Below are 23516 nucleotides of genomic sequence, written 5' to 3' on the forward strand. Positions count from 1 at the left end.
AGGGAAATGAAAGGCAGACGTTAAGAAATTTTCCGCGCCTGCTGGCGCGGAAAGGGATCAATAATCGCGCTGTACGGCAGTATGAGCTAGCGCAATCAGCGCTTCACGGTAAGGAGAGTCCGGCAGGATAGCCAGCGCGGAAATCGCTTTATCTGCCTCTTCTTCGGCGCGCTGGCGCGTCCACTCCAGCGATCCGCAAGCCGCCATCGCCGACAGCACGGGCTCCAGAAGATGACGCCCGTTGCCTTGTTCGATAGCTTCACGGATCATTTTCGCCTGCTCCGGCGATCCGTTGCGCATCGCGTGCAACAACGGCAGCGTAGGTTTGCCTTCGTTAAGATCGTCGCCCACGTTTTTGCCCAGACGTTCGCCGTCGGCGCTGTAATCCAGAAGATCGTCGATCAACTGGAAAGCGGTGCCGAGATAGCGGCCGTAATCCTGAAGCGCCTGCACCTGCGCATTATCGGCGTTCGCCAGCAGCGCGGCGCATTGCGCGGCGGCTTCAAAAAGGCGGGCCGTTTTGCTGTAAATAACGCGCATGTAGCTTTCTTCGGTGATATCGGGATCGTTGACGTTCATCAGCTGCAGGACTTCACCTTCAGCGATAACGTTCACGGCTTCCGACATCACTTCGAGCACAGGAAGCGAGCCCAGGCTTGTCATCATTTGAAATGCGCGGGTGTAGATAAAATCGCCTACCAGAACGCTTGCGGCATTGCCGAACGCGGCGTTGGCCGTCGCTTTGCCGCGGCGCATGTCGGACTCGTCCACCACGTCGTCATGTAGCAGGGTAGCGGTATGGATAAACTCAATCAGCGCGGCGAGCGTAACGTGCGCGTTACCCTCGTAACCCAGCGTGCGCGCAGCAAGGACGGCTATCATCGGACGGATGCGTTTACCGCCGCCGCTGACGATGTAATAGCCCAACTGGCTGATAAGTTGCACGTCGGAATTCAGCTGTTCAAGGATAGTCGCGTTGACACCCGCCATATCTTGCGCGGTTAACTCATTAATTTTTTCTAAATTCATCGCAAAAGTCTGGCTATCGTCCTGTTTACCACAAGGCTGTAATGGGAGAACGTAAGGATAATGGATTGTAAATGTAGTACAGATTGTACCGGAAAAATGCGGCAGATAAACGCTGCCGTAGGAGTTGCGTTTTTTTTCCGCGTTGATTAACGATCAGGCTTGTCAAAGCCTCACGATTTGCGTAATATTCGCGCCCTATGTGAATATTTATAGCGCACTCTGAACATACAGAAGGCGTGCGCGGAAAGCGGAGTTTTATATGTACGCGGTTTTCCAAAGTGGTGGTAAACAACACCGAGTAAGCGAAGGTCAAACCGTTCGCCTGGAAAAGCTGGACATCGCAACTGGCGAAACTATTGAGTTCGCTGAAGTTCTGATGATCGCAAACGGTGAAGATGTCAAAATCGGCGTTCCTTTCGTTGATGGCGGCGTAATCAAAGCTGAAGTTGTTGCTCACGGTCGTGGCGAGAAAGTTAAAATCGTTAAGTTTCGTCGTCGTAAACACTACCGTAAGCAGCAGGGCCATCGTCAGTGGTTCACTGATGTGAAAATCACTGGCATCAGCGCTTAATACAGGGGAGCAGATTAAATGGCACACAAAAAGGCTGGCGGCTCAACTCGTAACGGTCGCGATTCAGAAGCTAAACGCCTGGGCGTAAAACGTTTCGGCGGTGAAGCAGTACTGGCTGGCAGCATCATCGTTCGTCAGCGTGGCACCAAGTTCCACGCAGGCACCAACGTTGGTTGCGGCAAAGACCACACTCTGTTCGCTTTGACTGACGGTAAAGTTAAGTTCGAAGTTAAAGGCCCGAAAAACCGTAAATTCATCAGCATCGTTGCTGAATAAGTTTTTCGTGTCCCGGTAACGGATAAAGCCCCGCAACGTGTTGCGGGGCTTTTTACATTCCGCATCCGGCAAATTTGCGCAGGGAGCCAGGCATGAAACAGCAGGCGGGAATAGGCATTCTTCTGGCGCTCACTACAGCGATGTGCTGGGGAGCGCTGCCTATCGCGATGAAACAGGTACTCACGGTAATGGCGCCGCCGACGGTGGTGTTTTACCGATTCCTGATGGCCTCCATTGGTCTTGGGATCATTCTTGCGCTGCGAGGCAAGCTGCCGCCGCTGCGGATGTTTCGCAAGCCGCGTTGGCTGGTATTGCTGGCTATCGCGACAGGAGGGCTGTTCGGTAACTTTATTCTGTTCAGCTCTTCCCTGCAGTACCTGAGCCCTACGGCGTCTCAGGTTATAGGTCAGCTTTCGCCGGTTGGGATGATGGTGGCGAGCGTCATCATTCTGAAAGAGAAGATGCGCGGCACGCAGGTCATCGGCGCCATTATGCTGCTTTGCGGGTTGGTCATGTTTTTTAATACCAGCCTGATTGAGATCTTTACGCGTCTGACCGACTACACCTGGGGTGTTATCTTTGGCGTCGGCGCGGCGACAGTGTGGGTCAGTTATGGGGTCGCGCAAAAAGTTTTATTGCGTCGTCTGGCTTCGCAACAGATCCTGCTTTTGCTGTACACTTTATGTACTATCGCGTTATTGCCGCTGGCTGAACCTTCGGTCATTTTTGCTTTAAGCCCGTGGCAACTGGCCTGCCTGATTTTTTGCGGGGTAAATACGCTGGTAGGGTACGGCGCGCTGGCGGAAGCGATGGCGCGCTGGCAGGCGGCGCAGGTTAGCGCGTTGATTACGCTGACGCCGTTGTTCACCCTGTTGTTCTCAGATTTGTTATCTGTTGCCTGGCCCGACTTCTTCGCCAGACCGATGCTTAACCCGCTGGGTTATCTCGGCGCGTTTGTCGTGGTTGCGGGCGCGATGTATTCCGCCATCGGTCACCGTCTCTGGGGACGGTGGCGCAAAAACGAAGCGGTAGCGACGCTACCCCGTTCGGGCGAATGATTTACGGAGAAGTAAAATGAAGTTTGTTGATGAAGCAACGATTCTGGTCGTAGCAGGCGATGGCGGCAACGGCTGTGTGAGCTTCCGTCGCGAAAAATATATACCTAAAGGCGGGCCGGACGGCGGCGATGGCGGCGATGGCGGCGACGTATGGCTGGAAGCGGACGAAAACCTCAACACGCTTATCGACTACCGTTTTGAGAAATCATTCCGCGCCGAACGCGGGCAAAACGGCCAGAGCCGTGACTGTACCGGCAAGCGTGGGAAAGATGTCACCATCAAAGTCCCGGTCGGCACGCGCGTTATCGATCAGGGCACTGGCGAAACCATGGGCGATATGACTAAGCACGGTCAGCGCCTGATGGTGGCCAAAGGCGGCTGGCATGGCCTTGGCAACACGCGATTTAAATCATCGGTTAACCGTACGCCGCGTCAAAAAACGATGGGTACGCCGGGTGAAAAGCGTGACTTGCAGCTTGAGCTGATGCTGCTGGCGGATGTCGGCATGTTGGGTCTGCCTAACGCAGGCAAATCAACCTTCATCCGCGCGGTTTCCGCAGCCAAACCGAAAGTCGCAGACTATCCGTTTACCACCCTGGTGCCGAGCCTTGGCGTGGTGCGCATGGATAACGAGAAAAGCTTTGTTGTTGCTGATATCCCGGGCCTCATTGAAGGCGCCGCGGAAGGCGCTGGCCTGGGTATCCGCTTCCTCAAGCATCTTGAGCGCTGCCGCGTGTTGCTGCACCTTATCGATCTGGCGCCTGTTGATGAATCAGACCCGATCGAAAACGCCCGCATTATTATTGGCGAGCTGGAAAAGTACAGCGAAAGCCTGGCGAAAAAGCCGCGTTGGCTGGTATTCAACAAGATTGACCTGCTGGATCGCGAAGAAGCGGAAGCGCGTGCGAAAGCTATCGCACAAGCGCTGGGTTGGGAAGGGAAATACTACCTTATCTCGGCTGCAAGCCAGCTTGGCGTGAAAGATCTCTGCTGGGATGTGATGCATTTCATCATTGAGAACCCGATCAAGCAGGAAGAAGAGGCGAAGCAGCCAGAGAAAGTCGAATTCATGTGGGACGATTACCACCGTCAGCAGCTTGAAGAGATAGAAGAAGAAGCTGAAGAAGAGTGGGATGACGACTGGGATGAAGACGACGACGAAGGCGTTGAGTTTATCTACAAGCGTTAAAGAAAAGCCGGGATATCCCGGCTTTTTTTATGAGGTGTGGCTGAACTCGTCCGGCGCAAGCAAGCCCTGCGCTAGTTTTCTATATCCAGCCTGTAACCCACGCCACGCACGGTTTTAATGGCCGTTTTGCCAAGCTTGCGACGCAAATTATGAATATGCACTTCCAGTGCATTAGAGCCCGCCTCATCCTGACAGTACATCTCTTCCAGCAGGTTTTCGCGGCTGACGGTTTCGCCCGGCAGAGCTGTCAGTCGCGCCAGCAACGCATATTCAAGCGGCGTAACGTCGACAGGCTGCGTTTTTAAGAGAACCTCCTGCGTTTGCGGGTTCAGCGTTAATCCTTCGCTGCGTGAAGATAGGGCTGGTTGCGTAACGGTTTCGGTTTGCGCCGGATAGCGCCGTAAAATTGACTGTACCCGGCCCCACAACTCATCATGTTCAAAAGGTTTCGTCAGATAGTCGTCTGCGCCCGCATCCAGGCCATAGACACGTTCCGCCAGCGCGCCTTGTTCCGTGAGGATCAACACAGGGGAGCGAACTCCGCTACGCCGCCACTGAGCAAGCAGGGCAATCCCATCCCTGTCCGGCAAACTCAGGTCGAGGATAATCAGCCCGTAAACGTGCTGCTGCACCAGCATATCCGCTTCAGCGGCGGACGCCGTGCAGACAGGTTGGTCACCCTCGGCCACAAACGCCTGTTCCATGCTTTCCTGCAACGGCAAATCATCTTCAACTATCAGCAGATTCATAAATTAATTGTTCTGATAAATATCCCTGTAGAGACGACTCTCGAAGCGCGCCAGAGGCACGCGACGCGTACGCTGGTCGGCTGGCTCCACAGCGTACCCGGAAAGGTACTGGATGAAAGCCATACGCTGACCGCTGGCGGTGGTAATGAAACCTGCCAGGTTGTAAACCCCTTGCAGCGACCCCGTCTTGGCTGAAACTTTACCGTCAACGCCAGCTTCGTGCAGGCCAGCCCGGTATTGCAGCGAGCCATCATGGCCCGCCAGTGGCAGCATGGAGATAAAGTTAAGCTGGCTGTCGTTCTGAGCAATATATTGTAGCGCCTGCATCATGGTGGCTGGCGAAATAAGATTATGGCGAGACAAACCAGAGCCATCCACTACGATACTGTTGCCTAAATCGACGCCGGCTTTCTGACGCAGGATCTGGCGCACGGCATCCGCTCCTGCGCGCCAGGTGCCTTGTACCCCGTAAAAGTTACGGCCAATGGTGCGAAACACCGTGTCGGCAATCATGTTGTCTGACTTTTTGAGCATGATCCTGAGCAAGTCATGCAGCGGCGCGGATTGTTTGCTGGCGAGCACCGTTCCTGGCTGATTTGCCAGCGTTTGTCTGAGCAGCGTGCCGCTATAGCTGATGCCCGCTTCCTTCAGTTCCGCCTTTAAAATAGCGCCGGCATAACTGGCGCCATCCTGAATAGCGAACGCAAGCGGCAGCGGGTCTGCGCGCTGCACCATACAACCTGTCAGCGTGTAACGGTTAAGATCGCCCGGCACGACATCCAGTTCGCAGTATTGCGCGTCAGATGAGCCGCGGGGCAGAGTGCGCACCTGGCTGAACATCGTCACGGGGTAATAAGAGGCGATACGGATGAAAGCAAGATCGTTAGCTTTCGGGGCGCTGTAGAGCGAAACCGAAAAGCAGTTGCGATCGACAATCGCGGCGGCGGGCGGCGCGCTGAAGCACTGCGTCATGTCATTCCACGGCCAACCAGGCGCCTTGTCATGACTCGCAAAAACCGAGGTATCGATCAGGACATTGCCTTCGATTTTTTGTATGCCAGCGCGCTTCAGCGCCGCCACCATATTACGAAGATCCTGACGTTTGAATGTCGGATCGCCATCAAACCGCGCGATAAGATCGCCTTTCAGCACGCCACTATCTACCTCGCCGCGGCTTTCAAGCGTCGTGGTAAAACGATAGTCCGGGCCCAGCTGTAGCAAGGCCGCCAGCGCAGTGATCACCTTTTGCGTACTGGCCGGCAATGCCATCTGTTGGCTGTGATAATCAATCTGCGGGGCGGATGCGCCGATTTTCTGCACCATCAGGGCGAGATTCGCGCCAGCGGGTAACTGATTGATATATTCTTCTACATTGGCGGCACTGGCATTCAACGCTACACTTGTGGTTAATCCGATAACAAATCTGGAAAATCGCATAATCTCGCGGTTACAACCTGAAAACGTGCCGCCATACTAAGGCGCTTCGCCCTGGAAAGTAAACGATGACCCCCAGGGAACTTCAGGTTAAAATACGTATCAAATTGCAAAACTGATGCTGACCTGGAGCTTTGTCTCCGGGTCAGTTTTCTTTTGTTTCTCGCCCGGGAAAAGCAGGATCTGCCGGGCTGACGTGCAGCCGGAGCGGGCTGTGACCGTTTCGAACAGGACAGTGAGAGGTATAACAAATGCAACCTATTCCGATGACCTTACGTGGCGCTGAAAAATTGCGCGAAGAGCTGGATTTTCTGAAATCGGTTCGCCGCCCTGAAATCATCGCTGCTATCGCCGAAGCGCGTGAACATGGCGATTTGAAAGAGAACGCTGAATATCACGCCGCGCGTGAACAGCAGGGGTTCTGCGAAGGGCGCATCAAGGATATTGAAGCCAAGCTCTCGAATGCACAGGTAATCGATATCACGAAAATGCCAAACAATGGGCGCGTAATTTTTGGCTCGACGGTAACCGTGCTTAACCTTGATAACGATGAAGAACAAACCTATCGCATCGTTGGCGATGATGAGGCGGATTTCAAACAGAACCTGATTTCTGTGAACTCGCCAATCGCACGCGGTCTGGTAGGCAAAGAGCTGGACGATGTGGTGGTGATCAACACCCCTGGCGGCCAGGTTGAATTTGAAATCGTGAAGGTAGAGTACCTTTGATTTCTGCTACGCTCAGAAAAAGCGAAGCATTGTAAAGAAAGGAAAAAGGCCGCAAAGCGGCCTTTTATCAACAAACGGAGCATGGCATTTTGCTCGTTCGCCTTCAAAAAAAACTATTTTCGCTTACTTTTTCAGCAAAAATAACTTTTTAGCGCGGCAGTGAAATTTTACGTTCCGCAGTCGGGCGATAAAGCACCAGCGTTTTACCGATGACCTGTACATTACAGGCGCCGGTTTCACGCACGATGGCTTCCACGATCAAGGTTTTGGTTTCGCGATCTTCAGTGGCGATTTTCACCTTGATTAACTCATGGTGCTCAAGCGCTTGTTCAATCTCGGCCAGCACCCCCTCGGTTAAACCATTGTTGCCAAGCATGACTACTGGCTTGAGCGGATGGGCTAACCCTTTCAGGTGCTGTTTTTGTTTAGTACTCAGATTCATCGTATTTTTTGCTTACGTTGGGATTGAAAACGGTTCATTCTACCGCCATCTCCCAAATATCGCCAAATGGCAACGTGGGTTTTTGAGCCTGCGGCTCACGATGAACCCGGATGGAATGTGAAATGACAGGTAAAAAGCGTTCTGCCAGCTCCAGTCGCTGGCTTCAGGAACACTTTAGCGATAAATATGTTCAACAGGCTCAGAAAAAAGGGTTGCGTTCCCGAGCCTGGTTTAAACTTGATGAAATACAGCAGAGTGACAAGATTTTTAAGCCAGGAATGACAGTCGTCGATCTTGGCGCAGCTCCCGGTGGCTGGTCACAGTATGTGGTGACGCAAATCGGTGGCACGGGCCGCATCATCGCCTGCGATCTTTTACCTATGGATCCTATTGTTGGTGTGGACTTCCTTCAGGGCGATTTTCGTGATGAATTAGTCATGAAAGCGCTGCTGGAGCGTGTAGGTGACAATAAAGTACAGGTTGTCATGTCAGATATGGCACCGAACATGAGCGGAACGCCGGCTGTCGATATTCCCCGCGCTATGTATCTGGTGGAGTTGGCGCTCGAAATGTGTCGGGATGTATTGGCACCGGGCGGAAGTTTTGTTGTGAAGGTGTTTCAGGGCGAAGGTTTCGATGAGTACCTGCGGGAAATTCGCTCCCTGTTTACGAAGGTTAAAGTTCGTAAACCGGACTCTTCTCGTGCCCGTTCACGTGAAGTGTACATTGTAGCGACCGGGCGTAAACTATAGTACCCTGACGCTGTTTGTTAACACAGTTGTAATATGAGGTTAATCCCTTGAGTGACATGGCGAAAAACCTAATACTCTGGCTGGTCATCGCAGTTGTGCTGATGTCAGTATTCCAGAGCTTTGGGCCCAGCGAGTCGAATGGCCGTAGGGTGGATTACTCTACCTTCCTGCAAGAAGTGAATCAGGACCAGGTTCGCGAAGCGCGTATCAACGGACGTGAAATCAACGTTACCAAGAAAGATAGTAACCGATACACGACTTACATTCCTGTAAACGATCCCAAGCTGCTTGATAACCTCCTGACTAAAAACGTTAAAGTGGTTGGCGAACCGCCTGAAGAGCCGAGCCTGCTGGCTTCTATCTTCATCTCCTGGTTCCCGATGCTTCTGCTGATTGGGGTCTGGATATTCTTCATGCGTCAGATGCAGGGCGGCGGTGGCAAGGGCGCCATGTCGTTCGGTAAGAGCAAGGCGCGCATGCTGACGGAAGATCAGATTAAAACCACTTTCGCAGACGTTGCAGGTTGCGATGAAGCGAAAGAGGAAGTGGGCGAACTGGTGGAATACCTGCGCGAGCCGAGTCGTTTCCAGAAGCTGGGCGGTAAAATTCCAAAAGGCGTGCTGATGGTGGGCCCGCCGGGTACCGGTAAAACCTTGCTGGCGAAAGCTATCGCTGGTGAAGCCAAAGTGCCTTTCTTCACGATTTCCGGCTCTGACTTCGTTGAAATGTTTGTGGGTGTGGGTGCTTCCCGCGTCCGCGATATGTTCGAGCAGGCTAAAAAAGCCGCGCCGTGCATCATCTTTATCGATGAAATCGACGCCGTAGGCCGCCAGCGTGGCGCAGGTCTTGGCGGTGGTCACGACGAACGTGAACAGACGCTGAACCAGATGCTGGTAGAAATGGACGGCTTTGAAGGCAACGAGGGCATTATCGTTATCGCCGCGACTAACCGTCCGGACGTGCTGGACCCGGCGCTGCTGCGCCCCGGCCGTTTCGACCGTCAGGTTGTGGTTGGTTTGCCGGACGTACGTGGTCGCGAACAGATCCTGAAAGTGCATATGCGTCGCGTGCCGCTGGCGCCGGATATCGATGCCGCGATCATCGCGCGTGGTACGCCTGGTTTCTCCGGTGCGGATCTGGCGAACCTCGTGAACGAAGCTGCACTGTTTGCCGCACGCGGCAATAAGCGTGTTGTTTCGATGGTTGAGTTCGAGAAAGCGAAAGACAAAATCATGATGGGCGCCGAACGTCGCTCCATGGTGATGACGGAAGCGCAGAAAGAGTCAACTGCGTATCACGAAGCCGGTCATGCCATTATTGGCCGCCTGGTGCCAGAACATGATCCGGTGCATAAAGTCACGATTATCCCTCGTGGCCGCGCGCTGGGCGTGACTTTCTTCCTGCCTGAAGGCGACGCTATCAGCGCCAGCCGGCAGAAACTGGAAAGCCAGATCTCTACCCTGTACGGCGGCCGTCTTGCAGAAGAGATTATTTACGGCGCTGAGCATGTCTCTACGGGTGCCTCTAACGACATTAAGGTTGCGACCAACCTGGCGCGTAACATGGTTACGCAATGGGGCTTCTCGGACAAACTCGGTCCGCTGCTTTATGCGGAAGAAGAAGGTGAGGTGTTCCTCGGCCGCAGCGTGGCGAAAGCCAAACATATGTCCGATGAAACGGCGCGGATCATCGACCAGGAAGTGAAAGCGCTGATTGAACGTAACTACAATCGCGCGCGTCAGATCCTGAACGATAACATGGATATCCTGCACGCCATGAAAGATGCGCTGATGAAGTATGAAACCATCGACGCACCGCAGATTGACGACCTGATGGCGCGCCGTGACGTGCGTCCGCCAGCGGGCTGGGAAGATCCAGGCGCTAATAATAACGACAGCAGCGGTACGCCTCGCGCGCCGCGTCCAGTTGATGAGCCTCGTACCCCGAACCCAGGCAACACGATGTCTGAACAATTCGGCGATAAGTAAGTGGTTAGACACGCGCTGTCGCAGTAAATTAAAACCCCGGCTTGTCCGGGGTTTTCGTTTTTGTAAACCTCTAGTCTCAAGGGACCAGCAATGAAACTCTTCGCTCAGGGTTCAACCCTCGATCTCTCACATCCTCATGTCATGGGCATCCTTAACGTTACGCCAGACTCCTTTTCTGACGGCGGACAGCACAATACGCTGGTGGAAGCGGTAAAGCATGCCAACGCTATGATTAACGCCGGCGCGACTATTATTGACGTGGGGGGCGAGTCAACGCGGCCTGGGGCGGCGGAAGTGAGTGTGGAAGAAGAGCTTGCTCGCGTGATTCCGGTGGTTGAAGCGCTGGCGCAGCGGTTTGAAATCTGGATATCTGTCGATACCTCTAAACCTGAAGTGATCAGGGAAGCTGCGAGAGTAGGCGCTCACATTATTAATGATATCCGCTCACTTCAGGAGCCCGGCGCGCTCGAAGCCGCCGCAAAGACAGGTTTGCCGGTTTGCCTGATGCATATGCAGGGGCAGCCAAAAACTATGCAGCAGGCACCGCATTACGAAGATGTGTTTGCGGATGTAGAACAGTTTTTCCAACAACATATTGCTCGCTGCGAGGCGGCTGGGATCACACGCGATAAAATCCTGCTCGACCCGGGGTTCGGTTTCGGTAAAAATCTCACCCATAACTACGAGCTTCTTGCCCGACTCGGTGAATTTCATCACTTTGGGTTACCGCTGTTGGTGGGAATGTCGCGTAAAAGTATGGTGGGTCAATTGCTTAATGTCGGACCCGATCAGCGGCTTTCCGGCAGCCTTGCGTGTGCAGTCATCGCGGCGATGCAGGGCGCACAAATCGTGAGAGTTCACGATGTGAAAGAAACCGTGGAAGCGATGCGCGTGGTAGAAGCTACACTTTCAGCGAAGGATAAGAAACGCTATGAGTAACCGTAAATATTTTGGAACTGATGGTATCCGTGGCCGCGTGGGCGACGCGCCAATTACGCCGGATTTTGTTCTGAAACTGGGTTGGGCTGCCGGAAAAGTGCTGGCGCGTCACGGCTCGAAGAAAGTCATTATTGGTAAAGATACACGCATCTCTGGCTATATGCTGGAGTCCGCACTGGAAGCCGGGCTTGCCGCGGCGGGCTTATCCGCCTCTTTTACCGGCCCAATGCCAACGCCTGCAGTGGCCTATCTGACCCGCACTTTTCGTGCAGAGGCGGGTATCGTTATTTCTGCCTCGCATAACCCTTTCTATGATAACGGCATTAAATTCTTCTCTATCGACGGCACTAAGCTGCCGGATGAAGTAGAAGAAGCTATCGAAGCGGAGATGGAAAAAGAGATCAGCTGCGTCGATTCCGCGGAGTTGGGTAAAGCCAGCCGTATCGTGGATGCGGCGGGGCGCTATATTGAATTTTGCAAGGCGACGTTCCCGAACGAACTGAACCTGAACGATCTGAAAATTGTGGTGGACTGTGCGAACGGCGCGACTTATCACATTGCGCCGAATGTCTTTCGCGAGCTGGGTGCTCAGGTCATTACTATTGGCTGCGAGCCTGATGGCGTGAATATCAACGAAAAATGCGGCGCAACAGACGTGCGCTTGCTGCAGGAAAAGGTGATTGCAGAAAAAGCGCATCTTGGCATCGCCTTTGACGGCGATGGCGACCGTGTCATTATGGTTGACCATGCTGGTAATAAGGTTGATGGCGACCAAATCCTTTATATCATTGCCCGCGAAGGACTGCGTCAGGGGCAGCTTCGCGGCGGCGTGGTAGGCACGCTGATGAGCAATATGGGGCTTGAGGTTGCGCTGAAGCAGCTTGGCATCCCGTTTGCGCGTGCCAAAGTAGGCGACCGCTACGTGCTCGAAAAAATGCAGGAAAAAGGCTGGCGCATCGGTGCGGAAAACTCCGGCCACGTTATTCTGCTGGATAAAACCACTACCGGCGACGGCATTGTGGCGGCGCTGCAGGTATTGACGGCAATGGCGCGTAATCACATGAGCCTGCAGGATCTTTGCAGCGGCATGAAGCTCTTCCCGCAAGTGTTGGTCAACGTACGCTTTACGGCAGGTAGCGGCGATCCGCTGGAACATGAACGCGTTAAAGCCATTACTGCTGATGTTGAGTCTACTCTTGGCAATCGTGGGCGTGTGCTGCTTCGTAAATCCGGCACCGAACCGCTTATCCGCGTCATGGTAGAAGGCGAAAACGAAGAACAAGTGACTGAATTTGCCCACCGCATCGCCGATGCTGTAAAAGCGGCTTAACGCGCTAAACGGTTAAAAAGACGGCTTCGGCCGTCTTTTTCTTGTTCAATTACAGCGCTTTTGCCGTTTTTTTCCGCAGTTGATTCAATAACAAAAAAATGCCCTTGCACAGGTCATTCGCTTTCGTTAGTATTCACACCCGCTTCAGGAGGGAATGACAAAGGCCTCCGCGTTATTGGTTTGAAGCAATTGGCTGCGGTTACCCCGCAAGGAACAGGTTGATTATGTACGAAGCTCTTTTGGTAGTTTTCCTTATTGTAGCGCTGGCCCTGGTTGGTCTGATTATGCTGCAACAAGGTAAAGGCGCTGATATGGGAGCCTCCTTTGGTGCAGGCGCTTCCGCCACGCTGTTCGGTTCAAGTGGTTCTGGTAACTTCATGACCCGTATGACAGCTATTCTGGCGACGCTGTTCTTCATCATCAGCCTGGTACTGGGTAACATTAACAGCAACAAAACCAATAAAGGAAGCGAGTGGGAAAACCTGAGCCAGCCAGCAAAAACTGAGCAGACTCAGCAAACCGCACCGGCTCAGCCGAGCAGCGATATCCCGCGTTAATTTGTCAGCTTCGCGCAGTAAACAGAGAGCTGCGCACATAGTGCCGAGGTGGTGGAATTGGTAGACACGCTACCTTGAGGTGGTAGTGCCCGATTGGGCTTACGGGTTCAAGTCCCGTCCTCGGTACCAAATCCCAGCAAAATTTGCTTTTTTCACGTAATAGGCGTAGTATTTGCCACGTTTTCGGACGCGGGGTGGAGCAGCCTGGTAGCTCGTCGGGCTCATAACCCGAAGGTCGTCGGTTCAAATCCGGCCCCCGCAACCACTTTCCCTGAGAGTTGTTTTTCAAATATCCTCTGGAGAAGCTATACTTCTTCACTTCCGTTTTTGAAAAAAATTCTCCGGAAGGTAGTCCGGGCCGCAGTTGCGGTTTACAGGGTTCAGTTATTAAAAGCCCCGATTTATCGGGGTTTTTTGTTATCTGACTAAAGAATAACTGGGCTATAGGCCCTTTTTTTATGTCTTGGGGGTGGGCTTGTCCACATTAGAGCAAAAATTAACAGAGATGATTACGGCACCAGTGGAAGCGCTGGGCTATGAACTCGTCGGCATCGAATTTATTCGCGGTCGCACATCGACGCTGCGCATCTATATTGATAGTGAAGATGGCATCACTGTTGACGATTGTGCTGATGTCAGCCACCAGGTAAGCGCCGTACTGGATGTGGAAGACCCCATCACGGTAGCTTACAACCTGGAAGTCTCCTCGCCGGGTCTCGAGCGTCCGTTGTTCACTGCCGAACACTACACCCGTTATATTGGCGAAGAAGCCACGCTTGTACTGCGCATGGCGGTTCAGAACCGTCGTAAATGGCAGGGCATCATCAAAGCCGTAGATGGCGAGATGATTACCGTAACGGTCGAAGGCAAAGATGAAGTGTTCGCGCTGAGCAATATTCAGAAAGCGAACCTGGTTCCCCACTTTTAATAGTCTGGATTGAGGCGAAGGCCCCCGATGAACAAAGAGATTTTGGCTGTTGTAGAAGCAGTTTCTAACGAAAAAGCGGTTCCGCGCGAAAAAATTTTTGAAGCGCTGGAAAGTGCCCTGGCCACGGCAACCAAGAAAAAATATGAGCAAGAGATTGATGTGCGCGTAAGCATCGATCGCAAAAGCGGTGATTTCGACACTTTTCGTCGTTGGGTAATTGTAGAAGAAGTGACCCAGCCGACCCGCGAAATCACGCTGGAAGCTGCGCGTTTTGAAGATCCGAGCCTGAATGTCGGCGATTATGTGGAAGACCAGATTGAATCTGTGACTTTTGACCGCATTACTACTCAGACCGCCAAGCAAGTTATCGTTCAGAAAGTCCGTGAAGCGGAACGCGCGATGGTGGTGGATCAGTTCCGCGAGCACGAAGGCGAAATCATCACCGGCGTGGTTAAGAAAGTAAATCGCGACAACATTACTCTCGATCTGGGTAGCAACGCTGAAGCGGTTATCCTGCGTGAAGATATGCTGCCGCGTGAAAACTTCCGTCCGGGCGACCGTGTACGCGGCGTGCTTTACGCCGTTCGTCCGGAAGCGCGCGGCGCGCAGCTTTTCGTGACCCGCGCCAAGCCGGAAATGCTGATTGAGCTTTTCCGTATCGAAGTGCCAGAAATCGGCGAAGAAGTTATCGAGATTAAAGCAGCTGCCCGCGATCCGGGTTCCCGCGCCAAAATCGCAGTAAAAACCAACGACAAGCGTATCGACCCGGTTGGCGCTTGCGTAGGTATGCGTGGCGCGCGCGTTCAGGCGGTTTCCACGGAGCTTGGCGGCGAACGTATCGATATCGTGCTGTGGGACGATAACCCGGCTCAATTCGTAATTAACGCGATGGCGCCAGCCGATGTCGCTTCTATTGTGGTTGATGAAGACAAGCACACCATGGATATCGCTGTAGAAGCGGGCAACCTGGCGCAGGCTATCGGTCGTAACGGTCAGAACGTGCGTCTGGCTTCTCAGCTGAGCGGCTGGGAACTCAACGTTATGACCGTTGAAGATCTGCAGGCGAAGCACCAGGCGGAAGCCCATGCGGCGATTGATACGTTTACCCGTTACCTCGATATCGACGAAGATTTCGCGACCGTCTTGGTGGAAGAAGGTTTCTCCACGCTCGAAGAACTGGCCTATGTGCCGATGAAAGAGCTGCTGGAAATCGACGGCCTCGACGAGGATACCGTGGAAGCTTTACGCGAACGCGCCAAAAATGCGCTCACGACCCTGGCGCTTGCGCAGGAAGAGAGCCTCGGCGACAACAAACCAAGCGAAGATCTGCTGAACCTGGAAGGTATGGATCGCACTTTGGCCTATAAACTGGCCGCACGCGGTGTTTGTACGCTGGAAGACCTCGCCGACCAGGGCGTGGACGATCTGGCTGATATTGAAGGCCTGAGCGATGAGAAAGCCGGTGAGCTTATCATGGCGGCCCGTAATATTTGCTGGTTTGGCGACGAAGCGTAATAAACTGTAGCAGGAAGGAACAGCATGACTGATGTAACCGTAAAAGCGCTGGCCGCAGAGATTCAGACCTCCGTGGACCGCCTGGTACAGCAATTCGCTGATGCAGGGATCCCGAAGTCGGCTGATGATTCTGTGACAGCGCAAGAGAAACAAACTTTACTGGCGCACCTGAACCGCGAACATGGTTCAGGGCCAGATAAATTGACGTTGCAGCGCAAAACGCGCAGTACACTAAATATTCAGGGTACCGGTGGGAAAAGTAAATCGGTACAGATCGAAGTCCGCAAAAAACGCACCTTTGTAAAACGTGATCCGCTGGAGGCTGAACGTCTCGCCGCGGAAGAACAGGCGAAGCGTGAGGCGGAAGAGAATGCCCGTCGTGAAGCAGAGGAAGCTGCCAAACGTGAGGCAGAGGAAAAAGCGAAGCGTGAAGCCGCCGAAAAAGCGAAGCGCGAAGCTGAAGAACAGGCTAAACGCGAAACTGCTGATAAGGCGAAACGCGAAGCTGCGGAAACGAGCAAAGTGAGCAATCAACAATCTGACGAAGTGACCAAAAGCGCTCAGGCGGAAAAAGCCCGCCGTGAAGCGGAAGCCCTTGAGCTTAAGCGTAAAGCTGAGGAAGAGGCGCGTCGTAAACTCGAAGAAAACGCCCGTCGCGTAGCAGAAGAGGCACGTCGCATGGCGGAAGAGAATGCCAATCGTTGGGAAGAGTCCAGCGAGCCGGAAGATACCAGCGACTATCACGTCACTACGTCACAGCATGCTCGCCAGGCTGAAGATGATAATGACCGTGAAGTAGAAGGTGGTCGCGGTCGTGGTCGCACTGCTAAAGCGCCGCGCCCGAAGAAAGGCAACAAACATTCCGAATCTAAAGCCGATCGTGAAGAAGCGCGTGCAGCAGTTCGCGGCGGTAAAGGCGGAAAACAGCGTAAAGGCAGCTCTCTGCAGCAAGGTTTCCAGAAACCTGCGCAGGCTGTTAACCGTGACGTTGTGATTGGCGAAACCATCACCGTTGCCGAACTGGCGAACAAAATGGCGGTGAAAGGCTCTCAGGTCATCAAAGCGATGATGAAGCTGGGCGCCATGGCGACCATCAACCAGGTTATCGATCAGGAAACCGCGCAGCTGGTTGCTGAAGAGATGGGTCACAAAGTTATCCTGCGTCGTGAAAACGAACTGGAAGAAGCGGTAATGAGCGACCGCGATACTGGGGCTCAGGCTGAGCCGCGTGCGCCGGTTGTGACCATTATGGGTCACGTTGACCACGGTAAAACCTCTCTGCTTGACTACATCCGCTCTACTAAAGTGGCGTCTGGCGAAGCGGGCGGCATTACCCAGCACATCGGTGCGTACCATGTACAGACCGACAACGGCATGATCACCTTCCTGGATACCCCGGGCCACGCCGCGTTTACCGCGATGCGTGCGCGTGGTGCGCAGGCAACGGATATCGTGGTGCTGGTTGTGGCGGCAGACGATGGCGTAATGCCGCAGACTATCGAAGCTATCCAGCACGCGAAAGCGGCGCAGGTGCCGGTAGTGGTTGCGGTAAACAAAATCGATAAGCCGGAAGCCGATCCGGATCGCGTTAAAAACGAACTTTCCCAGCACGGTATCATTCCGGAAGAGTGGGGCGGCGATTGCCAGTTCGTACACGTTTCTGCGAAAGCGGGTACCGGTATTGACGACCTGCTGAATGCTATCCTGCTGCAGGCGGAAGTGCTAGAACTGAAAGCCGTGCGTAAAGGCATGGCGAGCGGCGTCGTTATTGAATCTTTCCTCGACAAAGGTCGTGGTCCGGTTGCTACCGTTCTGGTTCGCGAAGGCACGCTGAACCGTGGCGATATCGTGCTGTGTGGCTTCGAATACGGCCGCGTGCGTGCGATGCGCGACGAATTAGGCCAGGAAGTGCAGGAAGCGGGTCCGTCCATTCCGGTGGAAATCCTGGGCCTTTCTGGCGTTCCGGCGGCGGGTGATGAAGTCACCGTCGTTCGCGACGAAAAGAAAGCACGTGAAGTTGCGCTGTATCGTCAGGGCAAATTCCGCGAAGTTAAGCTGGCGCGCCAGCAGAAATCCAAACTGGAAAACATGTTCGCCAACATGACTGAAGGCGAAGTGTCTGAAGTGAACATCGTGCTGAAAGCCGACGTTCAGGGTTCTGTGGAAGCTATCTCCGACTCGCTGCTGAAACTTTCCACCGACGAAGTGAAAGTGAAAATTGTCGGCTCCGGCGTAGGTGGCATCACCGAAACCGACGCCACTCTGGCCGCTGCGTCCAACGCTATTCTGGTTGGTTTTAACGTGCGTGCCGATGCGTCTGCCCGCCGCGTGATTGAAGCGGAAAGCCTGGATCTGCGTTACTACTCCGTCATCTATAACCTGATCGACGAAGTGAAAGCGGCGATGAGCGGCATGCTCTCTCCGGAACTCAAACAGCAGATTATCGGTCTGGCCGAAGTGCGTGATGTCTTTAAATCACCGAAATTCGGGGCGATCGCCGGCTGTATGGTTACCGAGGGCGTGGTTAAACGTCACAACCCAATCCGCGTACTGCGCGACAACGTGGTTATCTATGAAGGCGAGCTGGAATCCCTGCGCCGCTTCAAAGATGACGTCAACGAAGTCCGTAACGGTATGGAATGTGGTATCGGCGTTAAGAACTACAACGATGTCCGCACTGGCGACATGATCGAAGTCTTCGAAGTCATTGAGATCCAGCGCACCATCGCCTGATAGCGACCGCGCAACAGCATTATCAGGGGGGCCAGGTGCCCCCCGCTTTGTCTGGAGAATTAACTATGGCAAAAGAATTTGGCCGCCCGCAGCGCGTAGCGCAGGAGATGCAAAAAGAGATAGCCATTATCCTGCAACGTGAAATCAAAGATCCGCGCCTGGGCCTGATGACGACCGTTTCCGGAGTGGAAGTTTCCCGCGATCTGGCTTATGCCAAGGTCTATGTCACCTTCCTCAACGATAAAGATGAAGCCGCTATTAAAGCGGGTATTAAAGCGTTGCAGGACGCTTCCGGCTTTATCCGCACGCTGCTGGGTAAAGCTATGCGTCTGCGCATCGTGCCGGAACTGACTTTCTTCTACGACAACTCGCTGGTTGAGGGCATGCGCATGTCCAACCTGGTGACAAATGTCGTTAAGCACGACGAAGCGCGTCGTGTTAACTCGGACGACGACAAGGAGGAGTAATGAGTCGTCCTCGTCGTCGCGGCCGTGATATTCATGGCGTGTTATTGCTGGATAAGCCGCAGGGGCTCTCCTCCAATGACGCGTTGCAAAAAGTAAAGCGCATCTATAACGCCAACCGCGCCGGGCATACTGGCGCGCTGGATCCGCTGGCGACTGGCATGCTGCCGATTTGCCTCGGAGAGGCGACAAAGTTTTCCCAGTATCTGCTCGATTCAGATAAGCGTTATCGCGTTATCGCTCGCCTTGGACAGCGTACCGATACCTCTGATGCTGATGGCAACGTGGTGGAAGTGCGGCCGGTAACGTTCAGCGATGAACAACTCGCCAGCGCGCTGGAAAGCTTTCGTGGCGATACGATGCAAGTGCCCACTATGTTTTCGGCGCTAAAATACCAGGGCAAGCCGCTTTACGAATATGCGCGTCAGGGCATAGAAGTGCCGCGCGAGCCGCGTCCGATTACCGTCTATGAGCTGCTGTTTATCCGTCACGAAGGGGATGAGCTGGAGCTGGAAGTGCATTGTTCGAAGGGTACTTACATTCGTACAATCATTGATGATCTTGGCGAAAAGCTCGGCTGCGGCGCGCATGTGATTTTTCTGCGCCGCCTGGCCGTAAGCAAATATCCGATAGATCGGATGGTTACGCTCGAGCAACTGAAAGCGCTGGTCGAGCAGGCAGAGGCGCAGGGGGCTCCAGCTTCCGAACTGTTGGACCCGCTGCTGATGCCGATGGACAGTCCTGCCGCCGATTATCCGGTAGTAAATATCCCGTTAACGTCAGCTGTGTACTTTAAGAATGGTAATCCGGTACGTACAACGGGCGCGCCGCAGGAAGGTCTGGTACGTGTAACCGAAGGCGAGGAAGGTAAGTTCCTCGGCATGGGTGAAATTGACGCTGAAGGCCGTGTAGCGCCGCGCCGTCTGGTGGTTGAATATCCGGCGTAGGATTTCGGCTTGCCTTGCGATAAGCAGGGGAGGCGAGTAGAATATTGCCGCTTAACGTTGTGCAAATTGGTTAACAATTTACAGACGTTAAACATGGGATTGCTGAATTAGAGATCGGCATCCTTTCATTCTTTTTACTTTGGAGTTTTAAAATGTCTCTAAGCGTTGAAGCTAAAGCTAAAATCGTTTCTGAGTTTGGTCGTGGTGCTAACGACAGCGGTTCTACCGAAGTTCAGGTTGCTCTGCTGACTGCACAGATTAACCACCTGCAGGGCCACTTTGCAGAGCACAAGAAAGATCACCACAGCCGTCGTGGTCTGCTGCGCATGGTTTCTCAGCGTCGTAAACTGCTCGACTACCTGAAACGTAAAGATGTTGCACGCTACACCGCGCTGATCGAGCGTCTGGGTCTGCGTCGCTAATTCTTGCGAGTTTCAGAAAAGGGGGCCTTTACGGCCCCTTTTTTCGACCAGGCGGCAGCAATTCTCTGGAAACTAATGTATTGTTGCTAAGAATGATCTTCATTGCAGAGGTTCGCGCGGCTAATGAGAGGCTTCATCCGCAAAGGCGGATTAGGGTTGTCATTAGTCGCGAGGATGCAAAGAAGGTCGGGTATAATCAGCACGGCCTTGGGCGTGCTGTTGTTCATTAAGAAAGGGTATAATTTTGCTTAATCCGATCGTTCGTAAATTCCAGTATGGTCAGCATACCGTCACGCTTGAAACCGGTATGATGGCCCGCCAGGCGACAGCCGCCGTTATGGCGAGCATGGACGACACCGCGGTATTTGTTACCGTTGTCGGCGCCAAAAAAGCCAAACCCGGTCAGGATTTCTTCCCGCTGACCATCAACTATCAGGAACGCACCTACGCTGCAGGCCGTATCCCTGGCGGTTTCTTCCGTCGTGAAGGTCGTCCGAGCGAAGGCGAAACGCTGATCGCGCGCCTGATTGACCGCCCGCTTCGCCCGCTGTTCCCGGAAGGGTTCGTTAACGAAGTTCAGGTTATCGCGACTGTCGTCTCTGTTAACCCGCAGGTTAACCCGGACATCGTGGCGATGATTGGCGCGTCCGCCGCGCTGTCGCTCTCCGGCATTCCGTTCAACGGCCCGATTGGCGCCGCTCGCGTTGGTTATATCAACGATCAGTATGTGCTGAACCCAACCCAGGAAGAGCTGAAGTCCAGCAAACTGGATCTGGTTGTTGCCGGTACTGAAAGCGCCGTGCTGATGGTGGAATCCGAAGCTGAACTGCTGAGCGAAGACCAGATGCTGGGCGCGGTGGTATATGGCCACGATCAGCAGCAGGTTGTGATTCAGAACATCAATGACCTGGTGAAAGAAGCGGGTAAACCGCGTTGGGACTGGCAGCCGGAAGCGGCTAACGAAGCGCTGAATGCGCGCGTTGCAGCCCTGGCGGAGTCGCGTCTGAGCGACGCTTACCGCATCATCGACAAGCAAGAACGTTACGGCCAGATTGACGCCATCAAAGCGGACGTTATCGCTACGCTGCAGGCTGAGCAGCCGGAAGGCGAGCAGCTTGACGAGAACGAGCTGGGCGACATCCTGCACGCTATCGAGAAAAACGTTGTGCGCTCTCGCGTGCTGGCTGGCGAACCGCGTATCGATGGTCGTGAAAAAGATATGATTCGTGGCCTGGATGTGCGTACTGGCGTACTGCCGCGTACTCACGGCTCTGCGCTGTTCACCCGTGGCGAAACGCAGGCCTTGGTTACCGCAACCCTGGGTACCGAGCGCGACGCGCAGAACATCGATGAGCTGATGGGCGAGCGTACCGACCGCTTCCTGTTCCACTACAACTTCCCTCCGTATTCCGTGGGCGAAACCGGTATGGTGGGTTCACCGAAGCGTCGTGAAATTGGTCACGGTCGTCTGGCGAAGCGCGGTGTGCTGGCGGTTATGCCTGCGGCGGACCGTTTCCCGTATACCGTACGCGTAGTGTCTGAAATCACCGAGTCTAACGGCTCTTCCTCCATGGCTTCCGTGTGTGGCGCTTCTCTGGCGCTGATGGACGCAGGCGTGCCGATTAAAGCGGCCGTTGCGGGCATCGCGATGGGTCTGGTGAAAGAAGGCGACAACTTTGTCGTGCTGTCTGACATCCTGGGCGATGAAGACCACCTTGGCGATATGGACTTTAAAGTTGCGGGTTCTCGTGAAGGTATCACTGCGCTGCAGATGGATATCAAAATCGAAGGCATCACGAAAGAGATCATGCAGGTTGCACTGAACCAGGCTAAGGGCGCGCGTCTGCACATCCTCGGCGTTATGGAACAGGCAATCAACGCGCCGCGTGGCGATATCTCTCAGTTCGCACCGCGTATTCACACTATTAAGATTAACCCGGACAAGATCAAAGACGTGATCGGCAAGGGCGGTTCTGTGATTCGCGCGCTAACTGAAGAGACCGGCACCACCATCGAAATCGAAGATGACGGTACCGTGAAGATCGCAGCGACTGACGGTGAAAAAGCGAAGCATGCTATTCGTCGTATTGAAGAGATCACGGCTGAAATCGAAGTGGGCCGCGTCTACAACGGTAAAGTGACCCGTATCGTCGACTTTGGCGCTTTTGTCGCAATCGGCGGCGGCAAAGAGGGTCTGGTACATATCTCTCAAATCGCAGACAAGCGTGTTGAGAAAGTGACAGACTACCTGCAGATGGGTCAGGAAGTTCCGGTTAAAGTCCTGGAAGTTGACCGTCAGGGCCGTGTTCGTTTAAGCATTAAAGAAGCAACTGAGCAGACTCAGGAAGCCGCTGCAGCACCGACTGCGCCGGAAGCCGAATAAGGTTTGCCATTTAGCTCTCCGCAGCGATGCGGAGAGCTGTTTGTTACCGGGCAGGACGCCTTGTTTGCAGCCGGGGGACAGGACGTTCATCCAATTGTTGTCTTCGGGAGTAGGAAATGAAGCCTTTTTTGCGCTGGTGTTTCGTTGCGACAGCTCTAACGCTGGCAGGATGCAGCAACTCTGCCTGGCGTAAGAGCGAAGTCCTCGCGGTGCCATTGCAACCGACATTGCAGCAAGAAGTCATCCTGGCCCGTATGGAACAGATACTCGCAAGTCGGGCTTTAACCGATGATGAACGCGCACAGCTTTTATATGAGCGCGGAGTGTTGTATGATAGTCTCGGTTTGAGAGCACTGGCGCGGAACGATTTTTCGCAAGCGCTGGCTATCCGACCGGATATGCCTGAAGTATTCAACTACTTAGGCATTTATTTAACGCAGGCAGGCAATTTTGATGCTGCCTATGAAGCGTTTGATTCTGTACTTGAGCTTGATCCAACTTACAACTACGCGCATTTAAATCGCGGTATCGCCCTCTATTACGGCGGACGTTACCGGTTAGCGCAAGATGATCTGCTGGCGTTTTATCAAGACGATCCCAATGATCCTTTCCGTAGTCTGTGGCTCTTCCTTGCTGAAAGCAAACTGGATGAGAAACAGGCTAAAGCCGCGTTGCAACAGCGTCTGGATAAATCGGATAAAGAACAGTGGGGATGGAACATCGTCGAATTCTACCTTGGCACCATTAGCGAAAAGACGTTGATGGAGCGCCTGAAGGCAGACGCAACGGATAACACCTCGCTCGCTGAGCATCTCAGTGAAACCAACTTCTATTTAGGTAAGTACTACCTAAGTCTGGGGGATAAGGACAGCGCCACGGCACTGTTCAAGTTAGCGGTTGCTAACAACGTACACAATTTCGTTGAGCACCGTTATGCATTGTTGGAATTAGCGCTCTTGGGCCAGGAGCAAGAAGACCTGGCAGAATCGGACCAGCAATAGCTGACGGACATCTATCAGCCCAAACATTTTTTAATGTCATCACCTTCGCGGGTGAGGGCTTTTTTGTTCCGTTAAACCATC

General features: G+C 53.7%; 22 protein-coding genes and 2 tRNA genes. 20 read left to right on the plus strand and 4 right to left on the minus strand.

Annotation, left to right across the window (positions count from 1 at the left end; all coding sequences use genetic code 11):
- Positions 1-57 precede the first annotated feature (57 nt).
- Positions 58-1029, minus strand: coding sequence for an octaprenyl diphosphate synthase (gene ispB / locus IEX01_RS09760; RefSeq protein ID WP_024559281.1), 972 nt, complete (start codon positions 1027-1029; stop codon positions 58-60).
- A 259-nt stretch (positions 1030-1288) separates the two neighbouring features.
- Between ispB and rplU the strand changes: the two genes are divergently transcribed.
- From rplU to cgtA, 4 genes are all read left to right on the plus strand, one after another.
- Positions 1289-1600 (plus strand): 50S ribosomal protein L21, encoded by a 312-nt coding sequence (rplU, locus tag IEX01_RS09765; RefSeq protein WP_024554649.1) that lies wholly within the window; start codon positions 1289-1291, stop codon positions 1598-1600.
- An 18-nt stretch (positions 1601-1618) separates the two neighbouring features.
- Positions 1619-1876 carry a 50S ribosomal protein L27 gene (gene rpmA, locus IEX01_RS09770; protein ID WP_024549632.1) on the plus strand — a complete coding sequence of 86 codons (258 nt, stop codon included), beginning with the start codon at positions 1619-1621 and terminating at the stop codon, positions 1874-1876.
- Between the two features lie 92 nt (positions 1877-1968).
- Positions 1969-2934: a DMT family transporter gene (locus tag IEX01_RS09775; RefSeq protein ID WP_024559282.1), complete on the plus strand. Its 966-nt coding sequence runs from the start codon at positions 1969-1971 to the stop codon at positions 2932-2934.
- Between the two features lie 16 nt (positions 2935-2950).
- On the plus strand, positions 2951-4123 hold the full coding sequence (gene cgtA, locus IEX01_RS09780; protein WP_024559283.1) for an Obg family GTPase CgtA: 1173 nt from the start codon (positions 2951-2953) through the stop codon (positions 4121-4123).
- Between the two features lie 71 nt (positions 4124-4194).
- On the opposite strand, the gene IEX01_RS09785 is transcribed toward cgtA, so the two are convergent.
- Both IEX01_RS09785 and dacB read right to left on the minus strand, forming a co-directional pair.
- Positions 4195-4872, minus strand: a complete 678-nt coding sequence (locus tag IEX01_RS09785) for a response regulator (protein ID WP_188723773.1) — start codon at positions 4870-4872, stop codon at positions 4195-4197.
- A 3-nt stretch (positions 4873-4875) separates the two neighbouring features.
- Positions 4876-6309 (minus strand): serine-type D-Ala-D-Ala carboxypeptidase, encoded by a 1434-nt coding sequence (gene dacB / locus IEX01_RS09790; RefSeq protein WP_028019967.1) that lies wholly within the window; start codon positions 6307-6309, stop codon positions 4876-4878.
- Positions 6310-6557: 248 nt separating this feature from the next.
- Here dacB and greA point away from each other — a divergent pair, with 248 nt between their 5' ends.
- On the plus strand, positions 6558-7034 hold the full coding sequence (gene greA, locus IEX01_RS09795; RefSeq protein ID WP_024559286.1) for a transcription elongation factor GreA: 477 nt from the start codon (positions 6558-6560) through the stop codon (positions 7032-7034).
- 148 nt (positions 7035-7182) lie between these two features.
- On the opposite strand, the gene yhbY is transcribed toward greA, so the two are convergent.
- Positions 7183-7476 (minus strand): ribosome assembly RNA-binding protein YhbY, encoded by a 294-nt coding sequence (yhbY, locus tag IEX01_RS09800; RefSeq protein WP_024554655.1) that lies wholly within the window; start codon positions 7474-7476, stop codon positions 7183-7185.
- 122 nt (positions 7477-7598) lie between these two features.
- On the opposite strand from yhbY, the gene rlmE reads away from it, so the two are divergent.
- The 15 genes from rlmE (at position 7599) to nlpI (ending at position 23435) form a co-directional block, all read left to right on the plus strand.
- Complete coding sequence (gene rlmE, locus IEX01_RS09805) at positions 7599-8228, plus strand: 23S rRNA (uridine(2552)-2'-O)-methyltransferase RlmE (protein WP_024554656.1); 630 nt, start codon at positions 7599-7601, stop codon at positions 8226-8228.
- Positions 8229-8284: 56 nt separating this feature from the next.
- Positions 8285-10216, plus strand: a complete 1932-nt coding sequence (ftsH, locus tag IEX01_RS09810; protein WP_024559287.1) for an ATP-dependent zinc metalloprotease FtsH — start codon at positions 8285-8287, stop codon at positions 10214-10216.
- 90 nt (positions 10217-10306) lie between these two features.
- Positions 10307-11155, plus strand: coding sequence for a dihydropteroate synthase (gene folP, locus IEX01_RS09815; protein WP_188723774.1), 849 nt, complete (start codon positions 10307-10309; stop codon positions 11153-11155).
- Positions 11148-12485: a phosphoglucosamine mutase gene (gene glmM / locus IEX01_RS09820; RefSeq protein ID WP_188723775.1), complete on the plus strand. Its 1338-nt coding sequence runs from the start codon at positions 11148-11150 to the stop codon at positions 12483-12485. The genes folP and glmM overlap by 8 nt, the downstream gene beginning before the upstream one ends.
- 224 nt (positions 12486-12709) lie before the next feature.
- Positions 12710-13042, plus strand: a complete 333-nt coding sequence (secG, locus tag IEX01_RS09825; RefSeq protein ID WP_024559290.1) for a preprotein translocase subunit SecG — start codon at positions 12710-12712, stop codon at positions 13040-13042.
- Between the two features lie 42 nt (positions 13043-13084).
- Positions 13085-13171 (plus strand) — tRNA-Leu (locus tag IEX01_RS09830).
- Between the two features lie 59 nt (positions 13172-13230).
- A tRNA-Met gene (locus tag IEX01_RS09835) sits at positions 13231-13307 on the plus strand.
- Between the two features lie 210 nt (positions 13308-13517).
- Complete coding sequence (gene rimP, locus IEX01_RS09840) at positions 13518-13970, plus strand: ribosome maturation factor RimP (RefSeq protein ID WP_024559291.1); 453 nt, start codon at positions 13518-13520, stop codon at positions 13968-13970.
- A 27-nt stretch (positions 13971-13997) separates the two neighbouring features.
- Positions 13998-15485: a transcription termination factor NusA gene (gene nusA, locus IEX01_RS09845; RefSeq protein WP_024559292.1), complete on the plus strand. Its 1488-nt coding sequence runs from the start codon at positions 13998-14000 to the stop codon at positions 15483-15485.
- A 24-nt stretch (positions 15486-15509) separates the two neighbouring features.
- Positions 15510-18218: a translation initiation factor IF-2 gene (infB, locus tag IEX01_RS09850; protein WP_024559293.1), complete on the plus strand. Its 2709-nt coding sequence runs from the start codon at positions 15510-15512 to the stop codon at positions 18216-18218.
- A gap of 65 nt (positions 18219-18283) precedes the next feature.
- Entirely contained in the window at positions 18284-18685 is a 402-nt protein-coding gene (gene rbfA / locus IEX01_RS09855) for a 30S ribosome-binding factor RbfA (RefSeq protein WP_024559294.1), read from the plus strand.
- Entirely contained in the window at positions 18685-19629 is a 945-nt protein-coding gene (truB, locus tag IEX01_RS09860; RefSeq protein ID WP_048888009.1) for a tRNA pseudouridine(55) synthase TruB, read from the plus strand. Before rbfA ends, truB begins: the two co-directional genes overlap by 1 nt.
- A 152-nt stretch (positions 19630-19781) precedes the next feature.
- Positions 19782-20051, plus strand: a complete 270-nt coding sequence (rpsO, locus tag IEX01_RS09865) for a 30S ribosomal protein S15 (protein ID WP_024552689.1) — start codon at positions 19782-19784, stop codon at positions 20049-20051.
- A gap of 244 nt (positions 20052-20295) precedes the next feature.
- The gene (gene pnp / locus IEX01_RS09870; protein ID WP_024559296.1) at positions 20296-22434 is read left to right on the plus strand and encodes a polyribonucleotide nucleotidyltransferase; all 2139 of its coding nucleotides are present in this window, start codon (positions 20296-20298) and stop codon (positions 22432-22434) included.
- 116 nt (positions 22435-22550) lie between these two features.
- Complete coding sequence (nlpI, locus tag IEX01_RS09875; RefSeq protein ID WP_024559297.1) at positions 22551-23435, plus strand: lipoprotein NlpI; 885 nt, start codon at positions 22551-22553, stop codon at positions 23433-23435.
- Positions 23436-23516 lie beyond the last annotated feature (81 nt).

Origin of the sequence: Franconibacter daqui (assembly GCF_014644275.1) — a bacterium.
In the GTDB taxonomy this organism is placed as follows: domain Bacteria; phylum Pseudomonadota; class Gammaproteobacteria; order Enterobacterales; family Enterobacteriaceae; genus Franconibacter; species Franconibacter pulveris.